At 76.8% G+C, this 12,307-nt stretch carries 2 pseudogenes; both read left to right on the forward strand.

The features are described 5' to 3' along the window. Positions 1–52: 52 nt before the first annotated feature. Positions 53–8,964 (forward strand): annotated as a pseudogene (locus H1226_RS28265) (type I polyketide synthase); the annotation flags it as partial. Between the two features lie 171 nt (positions 8,965–9,135). Then, positions 9,136–11,736 (forward strand): annotated as a pseudogene (locus H1226_RS28420) (type I polyketide synthase); the annotation flags it as partial. Positions 11,737–12,307: the final 571 nt, after the last annotated feature.

The following is a 12,307-nucleotide window of genomic DNA, read 5'->3' on the forward strand; positions in this document are numbered from 1 at the left end:
CGCCATCATCGGCATGGCCTGCCGCTTCCCCGGCGGCGCCGACACGCCCGAGCGGTTCTGGGAGCTGCTCACCGACGGGGCCGACGCCATCACCGAGTTCCCCACCGATCGCGGCTGGGACGCCGACCGGCTCTACGACCCCGACCCCGACCGCGCCGGGACCACCTACGCCACGCAGGGCGGGTTCCTGCACGACGCGGGCGAATTCGACCCGGCGTTCTTCGGCATCTCCCGCGCGAAGCGCTCGCGATGGACCCGCAGCAGCGGCTGCTGCTGGAGACCGCGTGGGAATCCTTCGAGCGCGCGGGCATCGACCCCGGGGCGCTGCGCGGCAGCCGCACCGGCACCTACATCGGCTCCAGCTTCCAGGACTACGGCAGCGGCTCCGCCGACGGTTCCGAAGGCCACGCCGTCACCGGCACCAGCCCCAGCGTGCTGTCCGGGCGGCTGTCCTACCTGTTCGGGCTGGAAGGCCCCGCCGTCACCGTGGACACCGCCTGCTCGTCTTCGCTGGTCGCGCTGCACCTGGCCTGCCAGTCGCTGCGCACCGGGGAGAGCGACCTGGCGCTGGCCGGCGGAGCGACCGTGATGGCCGACCCGGCCGCGTTCGTCGCGTTCAGCCGCCAGCGCGCGCTGGCCCGCGACGGGCGCTGCAAGGCGTTCGGCGACGGGGCCGACGGCATGGCGCTGTCCGAAGGCGTCGGCGTGCTGCTGGTCGAACGGCTCTCCGACGCGCGGCGCCGGGGGCACCCGGTGCTGGCCGTGGTGCGCGGCAGCGCCGTCAACCAGGACGGCGCCTCCAACGGGCTCAGCGCACCCAACGGGCCCGCGCAGCAGCGCGTCATCCGGCAGGCCCTCGCCAACGCCGAACTGTCCACATCGGACGTGCAGGCGGTGGAGGCGCACGGCACCGGCACCGCCCTCGGCGACCCCATCGAAGCCCAAGCGCTGCAACGGACCTACGGTCACGACCGCGATCCGGACGCGCCGCTGCTGCTCGGCTCCGCCAAGTCCAACCTCGGGCACGCCCAGTCCGCGGCGGGCGTCGTCGGCGTGATCAAGGTGGTGCTGGCGATGCGGCACGGCCTGCTGCCGCGCACCCTGCACGCCGACCGGCCGTCCACGCACGTCGACTGGACCGCGGGTGGCGTGGAACTGCTGCACGAGAACACCGGCTGGCCGGAGACCGGCGGGCCGCGCCGCGCCGCCGTGTCCTCCTTCGGGATCAGCGGCACCAACGCGCACGCCGTCCTGGAGCACGAACCCGAACCCGAACCCGCGACCGAGCAGGCGCCCGCCGGGCCGGTGCCGTGGGTGCTGTCCGCCCGCACCGAACCGGCGCTGCGCGCCCAGGCCGCCCGGCTCGCCGCGATCGAGCACCCGGCCGCCGACGTCGCGCACTCGCTGCTCGGCACCCGCGCCCGGTTCGAGCACCGCGCCGTCCTCGTCGGCGACGACCCCGCCGCGCTGCGGGCCGCGCTCGCCGAGTTCGCCGCCGGCCGCCCCGCCGCCGGGCTCGTGCAGGGCACCGCCACCGCCGCCGGGCGCACCGTGTTCGTGTTCCCCGGGCAGGGCTCGCAGTGGGCCGGGATGGGCGCCCGGCTGCTCGACGAATCGCCCGTGTTCGCCGCGCGGATCGCCGACTGCGCCGCCGCGCTCGCCCCGCACGTGGACTGGTCGCTGCTCGACGTGCTGCGCGCGGCACCCGACGCGCCGTCGCTGGACCGGGTGGACGTGGTGCAGCCCGCCTCGTTCGCCGTGATGGTGTCGCTCGCCGAGCTGTGGCGGCACCACGGGGTGCGGCCGGACGCGGTGCTCGGGCACTCCCAGGGCGAGATCGCCGCCGCCTGCGTCTCCGGGGCGCTCGACCTGGACGACGCGGCGCGGGTCGTCGCGCTGCGCAGCCGCGCCATCGCCGCCGGGCTCGCCGGGGCGGGCGGCATGCTGTCCGTCGCGCTCGGCGCCGAGCAGGTGCGGGAGCGGATCGGCGACGGGGTGTCCATCGCCGCGATCAACGGGCCGGGCTCCACCGTCGTCTCCGGCGACCCGAACGCGCTCGACGCGCTGCACGAACGCCTCACCGCCGAGGAGGTGCGGGCCCGCCGGGTGGCCGTCGACTACGCCTCGCACTCCGCGCACGTCGAAGCCCTCGAAGCGGAACTGCTCGACGTGCTCGCCCCGATCCGCCCCGCCACCGCCGAGGTCCCGTTCTTCTCCACCGTCACCGGGGACTGGCTGGACACCACCGGGATGGACGCGGCGTACTGGTACCGGAACCTGCGCGGCACCGTCGGCTTCGAACCCGCCGTGCGCGCCCTCGCCGAGCAGGGCCACGGGGTCTTCGTCGAGATCAGCCCGCACCCGGTGCTCACCGCCGCCGTGCAGGAGACCGCCGAGCAGGCCGCGACCGACGTGATCACCGGCGGCACGCTGCGCCGCGACCACGGCGGCCTGGACCGGTTCCTGCTCTCCGCAGGCGAGCTGCTGGCCCGCGGCGTCGAGGTCGACTTCACCCCGCTGCTCGGCGGGGCGCGCCGCGTCGAGCTGCCCACCTACGCCTTCCAGCACGAACACCTGTGGGCGCTGTCCGCCGCGCCGCGGACCGCCGCCGGTGAGGTCGGCGCCGCTGAAGCCGGGTTCTGGGCCGACGTCGAGCAGCAGGACCTCGACGCGCTCACCGACCGGCTCGACGTGGACGCCGGCCCGCTGGCCGCGGTGCTGCCCGCGCTGTCCAGCTGGCACCGCGGCCGCGCCGAAGCGTCCACAGCGGACTCCTGGCGGTACCGCGCGACCTGGACACCGTTGCGCGGCACCGGGAACGGCGAGCTCACCGGCACCTGGCTGCTCGTCGGCACCGGCGGCGCCGAGGACGCCGAAGTGGCCGCGGTGCTCGCCGCGCACGGCGCCACCGCGCAGCGCGTCGAGCTGGACGACGAGCACCTCGACCGGGAACGCCTCGCCGCGCTGCTCGCCGAGACCGAGGCGGCCGGCGTCGTCTCGCTGCTGGCGCTGGACGAGACGCCCTGCCCCGGGCACCCCGAGCTCGCCCGCGGCCTCGCGCTGAGCCTCGTGCTCGTGCAGGCCCTCGGCGACGCCGGGATCGACGCCCCGCTGTGGGCGCTGACCCGCGGCGCCGTCGCCACCGGCCGCGCCGACCAGGTCACCCGCCCCGCGCAGGCGCAGGTGCACGGCTTCGGCTGGACCACCGCGCTGGAGCACCCGCAGCGCTGGGGCGGCGTCGTCGACCTGCCGGCGGAGCTCGACGAGCGCGCCGGGCAGCGGCTCGCCGCGGTGCTCGCCGGGACGACGGGGGAGGACCAGCTCGCGATCCGCGCCTCCGGCGTGCACGCGCGCCGCATCGTGCCCGCGCCCGTCGGCGACCGCGCCCCGGCCCGGAGCTGGCGGCCGCGCGGCACCACCCTGATCACCGGCGGCACCGGCACCCTCGCCCCGCACCTGGCGCGCTGGCTGGCGCGGCAGGGCGCCGAGCACGTGGTGCTCACCAGCCGCCGCGGCGCCGACGCGCCCGGGGCGGCCGAGCTGGTCGCCGAACTCGCCGAGCTCGGCACCGACGCCGAGGTGCTGCCCTGCGACCTCGCCGACCGGGACTCGGTGCGCGGCCTGCTGTCCGGGCTCGCCGCCGACGGCCGCACCGTGCGCACCGTGCTGCACACCGCCGCGTTCATCGGCCTGGAGCCCGTCGACGAGGCCACCCCCGAGTCCTTCGCCGACGTGCTGCGCGCCAAGGTCGTCGGCGCGCGGCTGCTGGACGAACTGCTCGACCCGGACCACCCCGACCAGCCCGCCGAACTCGACGCGTTCGTGCTGTTCTCCTCGACAGCGGGCATGTGGGGCAGCGGGCAGCACGCCGCCTACGTCGCGGGCAACGCCCACCTGGCCGCGCTCGCCGAGCACCGCCGCGCCCGCGGCCTGCCCGCCACCTCCGTGTCCTGGGGGATCTGGGCCGACGACCAGAAGCTCGGCCGCGTCGACCCGGAGGCCATCCGCCGCAGCGGCCTCGTGTTCATGCCGCCGGAGACCGCGCTGACCGGGCTGCACGCCGCCCTGGACCACGACGACACCGCGCTCGCCGTCGCCGACGTGGACTGGGCGCGCTACCACCCGGTGTTCGCCGCGGCCCGGACCACCGCGCTGTTCGACGAGATCCCCGCCGTGCGCGAGATCCGGCGGCAGCAGGCCGAGCGGACCGGCGCGGGCGGCGAGTTCGCGGCCCGGCTGCACGCGCTGCCCGCCGCCGAGCAGCGGCGGCTGCTGCTGGACCTGGTGCGCGCCGAGGCCGCCACCGCGCTCGGGCACACCTCCGCCGACGCGCTCGACGAGCAGCGGGCCTTCCGCGACATCGGCTTCGACTCGGTCACCGCCGTCGACCTGCGCAACCGGATCGCCGCCGCCACCGGGCTCGTGCTGCCCGCCACGATGGTCTTCGACCACCCGAACCCGCGGGCGCTGGTGGAGTTCCTGCGCGGCGAGCTCGCCGGTTCCGCGGGCACCGGCGGCCCGGCCGAGGTGCGGCCGGTGGACGACGAACCGATCGCCATCATCGGCATGAGCTGCCGCTACCCGGGTGGCGCGGCCACCCCGGAACAGCTGTGGGATCTGGTGCTGCGCGGCGAGGACGTGATCTCCGAGTTCCCCGCCGACCGCGGCTGGGACGCCGACGGGCTCTACGACCCGGACCCGGACCGGGCGGGCAAGACCTACTCCACGCGGGGCGGGTTCCTGCACGACGTGGCCGACTTCGACGCGGGCTTCTTCGGGATCTCGCCGCGCGAAGCGCTCGCGATGGACCCGCAGCAGCGGCTGCTGCTGGAGGCCGCGTGGGAGGCGTTCGAGCGGGCGGGGATCGACCCGGCGGCGCTGCGCGGCAGCAGTACCGGGGCGTTCATCGGCGCCAGCTACCAGGACTACCAGGCGCACACCGCCGACGGCTCCGAAGGCCACCTGATCACCGGTGCGCTGTCGAGCATCCTGTCCGGCCGGTTGTCCTACCTGTTCGGGCTGGAGGGCCCCGCGGTCACGCTGGACACCGCCTGCTCGTCCTCGCTGGTGGCGCTGCACCTGGCCTGCCGGTCGCTGCGCAGCGGGGAGAGCTCGCTGGCGCTGGCCGGCGGCGTGTCGGTGATGTCCACGCCGAGCGCGTTCGTCGGGTTCAGCCGTCAGCGGGCGATGGCCGCCGACGGCCGCTGCAAGGCCTACTCGGACGACGCCGACGGGATGAGCCTCGCCGAGGGCATCGGGCTGGTGCTGGTGGAACGGCTGTCCGACGCGCGCCGCAACGGGCACGAGGTGCTGGCCGTGGTGCGCGGCTCCGCGATCAACCAGGACGGCGCCTCCAACGGCCTGACCGCGCCGAACGGGCCGGCGCAGCAGCGGGTCATCCGCGCCGCGCTGGCCGACGCGGGACTCGCACCGTCCGAAGTGGACGTGGTGGAGGGGCACGGCACCGGTACCGCGCTCGGCGATCCGATCGAGGCGCAGGCGCTGCTGGCGACCTACGGCCAGGAGCGGGAGCACCCGCTGCTGCTGGGCTCGATCAAGTCGAACATCGGGCACGCCCAGATGGCCTCCGGTGTCGCCGGCGTGATCAAGGTGGTGCAGGCGCTGCGGCACGGCCTCGTCCCGCGGACCTTGCACGTCGCCGAACCGTCCTCGCACGTGGACTGGACGTCCGGGGCGATCGAGCTGCCCGTCGACCAGGTCCCGTGGCCCGACAGCGGGCGCCCGCGCCGGGCCGCGGTGTCCTCGTTCGGGCTGAGCGGCACCAACGCGCACACCGTCCTCGAACAGGCTCCGCCCGTCGAGGTCGAGGCCCGCGAGCCGCGCCGCGGCGTGGTGCCGGTGCTGCTGTCCGGCCGGGGGGAGGCGGCACTGCGCGCCCAGGCGGACCAAGTCCTGTCCGTTGTGGACGGTGCGGAACCGCTGGACCTGGCCTACTCGCTGGCCACCGGGCGCGGCCGGTTCGAGCAGCGGGCCGCCGTGCTCGCGGCCGACCGGGACGAGCTGCGGCGCGGCCTCACCGCGCTGCGCGACGGCGCACCGGCCGCGAACCTGCTGCGCGGCGCGGATGCCGGAGCGGGGCGCACCGCGTTCCTGTTCACCGGTCAGGGCAGCCAGCGCCCGGGCACCGGCCGTGAGCTGCACGCGCGGTTCCCGGTGTTCGCCGACGCCTTCGACGAGGTGCTGGCGCACTTCGACGCCGTGCTGGACCGGCCGCTGCGCGACATCGCGTTCGCCGAGCCCGGCAGCCCGGAGGCGGAGCTGCTGGACCGCACCGACTGCACCCAGCCCGCGCTGTTCGCGCTGGAAGTGGCGCTGCACCGGCTCGTCGAGTCCTGCGGAATCGTGCCGGACCACGTCACCGGGCACTCCGTCGGCGAGATCGTGGCCGCGCACGTGGCCGGGGTGCTGTCGCTGCCGGACGCGTGCGCGCTGGTGGCCGCCCGCGGCCGGTTGATGCAGGCGCTGCCCGCCGGTGGCGCGATGATCTCGGTGCGGGCGGCGGAAGAAGAGGTCCTCCCGCTGCTGACCGAGCAGGTGTCGCTGGCCGCGATCAACGGCCCCGAGTCGGTCGTGGTCTCGGGCGCCGCCGCCGAGGCCGAGCGGGTCGCCGCGCACTTCGCCGAGCTCGGGCGCAGCACCACGCGGCTGCCGGTGAGCCACGCGTTCCACTCGCCGCTGATGGAGCCGATGCTCGCGGAGTTCCGCACCGTCGCCGACTCCCTCACCCACCACGCCCCGGCGATCCCGGTCGTGTCCAACCTGACCGGCGCGCCCGCGCGGATCGACGCCGAGCACTGGGTGGCGCACGTGCGGGAGGCGGTGCGCTTCGCCGACGGCGCCCGGTGGCTCGCCGACGCGGGCGTGCGGACCTTCCTGGAACTCGGACCGGACGGGGTGCTCACCGCGCTGGCCCGGGAGGTGGTTCCCGCCGAGGCGGTGCTGCAACCGCTGCTGCGCCGGGACCGCGACGAGGTGGCCGCGGTCAGCACCGCGCTGGCCCGGCTGCACGTCACCGGCACCCCGGTGGAGTGGGGCGGGTGCTTCGCGGGCACCGGCGCGCGCCGGATCGACCTGCCCACCTACCCGTTCCAGCACGAGCGCTACTGGCCCGAACCGGCCGCCGCACCGGTGACCGCCGCCGACCCGGTGGACGCCGAGTTCTGGTCCGCCGTCGACCGCGCCGACACCGGGGCGCTGCGCGCGCAGCTCGACCTGGACGACGACACCGCGGCCGCGGTGGTGCCCGCGCTCGCCGAGTGGCGGCGCAAGCGGCGGGAGACCACGGCCGTCGACGGCTGGCGCTACCGCACCGAATGGCGTCCGGTCCGCGGCGACGGCACCGCACCGGCCGGGCCGTGGCTGGTGCTCACCGCGCAGGACGCCGACGCCGCCGCCACGGCCGGCGTGCTGGCCGCGCTCGGCGCGGACGCGGTGCGCGTCGAGGTGCACCGCGCGGACCGCGCCGAACTGGCCTGGCGGCTGCGCGCCGAAGCCGAGGACGCCGGATTCCCGGAGCGCGGCGCCGGATTCGCCGGAGTCGTCTCGCTGCTGTCCTGGGACGCGCAACCGCACCCGGACGCCCCCGAGGTACCCGGCGGGCTGCCGCTCACCACCGCCGCGGTGCACGCCCTCGCCGACGCCGACATCGACGCTCCGCTGTGGATCGTGACGCGGGGTGCGGTGCGGGTCGGCCGCGCCGACCCGGCCCCCGATCCGGCGCAGGCCGCGCTGTCCGGGCTCGGCCGCGTCCTCGCGCTGGAGCAGCCCGCCCGCTGGGGCGGCCTGGTCGACCTGCCCGCCGACGGCGCGGGCGCCGACCGGCTCCGCGCCGCGCTCGGCGGACCCGAGGACCAGCTGGCGCTGCGCCCGGCGGGCACGTTCGCCCGCCGCCTGGTGCCCGCACCCGCCACCGGGGAGGCGGCACCGCCGATCGGCGCCGGGACCGTGCTCATCACCGGCGGCACCGGCGGGCTCGGCGGGCACGTCGCCCACTCCTTCGCCGCCGCGGGCGCCGGGCACCTGCTGCTGCTCAGCCGCCGCGGCGCCGACGCGCCCGGCGCCGCGGAGCTGCGCGCCGAACTCGCCGGGCACGGCGCCCGCGTCACCCTCGCCGCCTGCGACGTGGCCGACCGGGACGCGCTGGCCGCCGTCCTCGCCGAAGTCCCCGCCGAACTGCCGCTGCGCGCCGTGGTGCACACCGCCGGGGTCGTCGCCGACGGCGTCCTCGACTCGCTCACGCCCGAGCGGTTCGCCGACGTGTGGCGGGCGAAGGTCCGCGCCGCGCGGCACCTCGACGAGCTCACCGCGGACGCCGAGCTCGACGCGTTCGTGCTGTTCTCCTCCACCGCGGGCACCTTCGGCGCCGCCGGACAGGGCAACTACGCGGCCGCGAACGCCGCCCTGGACGCGCTCGCCGAAGCCCGCCGCGCCGCCGGCCGTCCCGCGACCTCGCTCGCCTGGGGCCCCTGGGCCGACGCGGGCATGGCCGCCGACGCGGACGGCGTGCGGCAGCGGGTGCGCCGCGGCGGGTTCACCCCGATGGAGCCGCGGCGAGCGGTCGCCGCGCTGCACCGGGCGCTGGAGCAGCAGGACACCGCGCTCGCCGTCGCCGACATCGACTGGGAGCGGTTCACCGCCGCGTTCCCCGCCTCCCGCGCGCTCGTCGCCGAGATCCCCGCGGTGCGGCGGCTGGACCGGCCCGAACCGGCGACCGCGCCGGACGCACCGGGACTGCGGGCCACCCTCGCCGCGCTGCCCGAAGCCGACCGCGGGCAGGCCGTGCTGGACCTGCTGCTCGCGCAGGTCGCCGCGGTGCTCGGCCACGCCACCGCCGCCGACGTCCCCGCCGACCGGGCGTTCCAGGACCTCGGTTTCGACTCGCTGACCACCGTCGAGCTGCGCAACGCGCTCAGCGCCGCCACCGGCCTGGCGCTGCCGGCCACGCTCGTCTACGACCACCCGAACCCGGTGGCGCTGCGGGACTTCCTGCTCGCCGAACTGCTGGGCTCGCTGCCCGCGTCCGCGCCGGTGCCGGTCGCGCGGGCCGCCGCGGACGATCCGGTCGTCGTGGTCGGCATCGGCTGCCGCTTCCCCGGCGGGGTCCGCGGACCCGAGGACCTGTGGACGCTGCTGGCGGACGGGACCGACGCGATCGGGCCGTTCCCCACCGACCGCGGCTGGGACCTGGCCGCCCTCGCCGCCGGGGACTCCGCCACCCGGGAAGGCGGCTTCCTGGACGGGGTCGCCGACTTCGACGCGCCGTTCTTCGGGATCTCGCCGCGCGAAGCGCTCGCGATGGACCCGCAGCAGCGGCTGCTGCTGGAGACCACCTGGGAATCGCTGGAGCGCGCCGGGATCGCCCCGGACGGGCTGCGCGGCAGCGCCACCGGCGTGTTCATCGGCACCAACGGGCAGGACTACCCGCAGCTGCTGCGCGCCGCCGGGGCCGACGTGCGCGGGCACGTGGCCACCGGCAACACCGCCAGCGTGCTCTCCGGCAGGTTGTCCTACTCGCTCGGGCTGGAAGGACCGGCGGTCACCGTCGACACGGCCTGCTCGTCCTCGCTGGTGGCGCTGCACTGGGCGGTGCGGGCGCTGCGCTCCGGGGAGTGCTCGCTGGCGCTGGCCGGGGGCGTCTCGGTGATGTCCGGACCGGACTCGTTCGTCGAGTTCAGCGCGCAGAGCGGGCTCGCCCCGGACGGGCGCTGCAAGGCGTTCGGCGCGGACGCCGACGGCACCGCCTGGTCGGAAGGCGTCGGAGTGCTCGTGCTGGAACGGCTCTCCGACGCGCGGCGGCACGGCCACGAGGTGTGGGGCGTGGTGCGCGGCGGAGCGGTCAACCAGGACGGCGCGTCGAACGGGCTCACCGCCCCGAACGGGCCGTCCCAGCAGCGGGTGATCCGGCAGGCCCTCGCCGACGCCGGGCTCACCGCCGCCGACGTGGACGCGGTCGAGGCGCACGGCACCGGCACCGCCCTCGGCGACCCGATCGAAGCCGGGGCGTTGCAGGCCACCTACGGCCGCGACCGGACCGAACCGCTGCACCTCGGCGCGATCAAGTCGAACCTGGGCCACACCCAGGCCGCCGCCGGTGTCGCGGGAGTGGTGAAGGTGCTGCTGGCCATGCGGCACGGGGTGCTGCCGAAGACGCTGCACGCCGAGCGGCCCAGCCCGCACGTGGACTGGGACGCCGCCGGAATGGCGCTGCTCGCCGAACCGCGGCCGTGGCCGGAGACCGGCCGGCCGCGCCGCGCCGGGGTCTCCGCGTTCGGCGTGAGCGGCACCAACGCGCACGTCGTCCTCGAACAGGCACCCGTGCCCGAACCCGAGCCGGACGTGCCGGTGCGGCCGCGGATCGTGCCGTGGCCGGTGTCGGCCCGCACCCGGGAGGCGCTGGACGAGCAGCTCGCGCGGCTCACCGGCGCCACCACTGGAACCGATGTGTCCACTGTGGATGTCGGTTTCTCGCTGGCCACCGGGCGCGCCGCGTTGCGGCACCGGGCGGTGCTGCTGGCCGGGCCGGACGGCGCGGTGGAGGTCGCGCGCGGCACCGACGCCGGACCCGGCAAGCTCGCGTTCCTGTTCTCGGGTCAGGGTGCGCAGCGGGCCGGGATGGGGCGTGAGTTGTCGGGCCGGTTCCCGGTGTTCGCGGCCGCGCTGGAGGAGGTGTGCGCGCACCTGGACCTCGAACTGGACCGGCCGCTGCGTGAGATCATGTTCGCCGAGCCCGGCAGCGCCGATGCGGTGTTGCTCGACGAGACCGGGTTCACCCAGCCCGCGCTGTTCGCCTTCGAGGTCGCGCTGTACCGGCTGCTCGAATCCTGGGGGCTGCGCCCCGACCTGCTCACCGGGCATTCCATCGGCGAACTGGCCGCCGCGCACGTCGCGGGCGTGTTCTCGCTGCCGGACGCCGCGAAGCTCGTCGGCGCCCGGGCCCGGCTGATGCAGGCGCTGCCCGCCGGCGGCGCGATGATCTCGGTGCAGGCCACCGAGGACGAGGTGACCGCGCTGCTCACCGAGCGGGTCGCGATCGCCGCCGTCAACGGGCCCGACTCCGTCGTCGTCTCCGGGGACGCCGCGGACGCACGCCGCATCGCCGCGCACTTCGGCGAGCTCGGCCGCCGCACCCGCGAGCTGACCGTCAGCCACGCCTTCCACTCGCCGCTGATGCACCCGGTGCTCGACGAGTTCCGCCGCACCGCCGCCGGGATCCGGTTCCACGCTCCCGAGATCCCGGTGGTGTCCGACCTGACCGGAGCCGTCGCCGACCCCGCCGAGCTCGGCACCGCCGACTACTGGGTGCGGCACCTGCGCGAGCCCGTGCGGTTCGCCGACGCCGTCCGCACCCTGCACGAGGCGGGCACCACCCGGTTCGTGGAACTCGGGCCGGACGGGGTGCTCGCCGCGCTCGCCCGGCAGTCGCTGCCCGCGGACGGGCCGCTGGTCGTGGCCACCCAGCGCGCCGACCGCGACGAGGAGACCGCGCTCGGCACCGCCGTGGCCCGGCTGCACGTCCACGGCCGCAGCCCGGACTGGGCGGAGCACTTCGCGGGCACCGGGGCGCGCCGGATCGCGCTGCCCACCTACCCGTTCCAGCGGGAGCGCTACTGGCCCGAACCGGGCGCCGCCACCGGCACCGACCCGGCGGACGCCGAGTTCTGGTCCGCCATCGAACGGGAGGACCTGACCGCGCTGGCCGGTTCCCTCGACGTCGACGACGCGTCGCTGTCCGCGGTGGTGCCCGCGCTGTCGGACTGGCGCCGCCACCGCCGCGAGCACGCCGCCGTGGACGGCTGGCGCTACGCGATCGGCTGGAAGCCGATCACCACCACCCGCCGGTCCACCGGCCCCTGGCTGGTGCTCGTCCCCGCGGCGGAGCGGGACGCCGACTGGACCACCGCGGTGCTGGACGCCCTGCCCGGCGCCGACGTCCGCGACCCCGCCGCCACCGGCGGGCTCGGCGACGACTACGCGGCGGTCGTCGCCCTGCCCGGCACCGATCCGCTGGCCCTGCTGCCCGCGCTGCGCGAAGCCGGGATCACCGCACCGCTGTGGTGCCTCACCCGCGGCGCCGTCGCCGTCGGCCGCGCCGAGCTGCCGGAGGTCGAGGCCGCCGCGCTGTGGGGCCGCGGTCGCGTGCTCGCGCTGGACGAACCCGAAGCCTGGGGCGGGCTCGTGGACCTGCCCGCGACCGCGGACCGGCGCGCCGCGGACCGGCTGCCCGCCGTCCTCGGCGGCACCGAGGACCAGGTCGCGCTGCGCGCCGCGGGCGCCTACGGGCGCAGGC

It is taken from the genome of Saccharopolyspora gregorii, assembly GCF_024734405.1.
Lineage (GTDB): Bacteria > Actinomycetota > Actinomycetes > Mycobacteriales > Pseudonocardiaceae > Saccharopolyspora_C > Saccharopolyspora_C gregorii.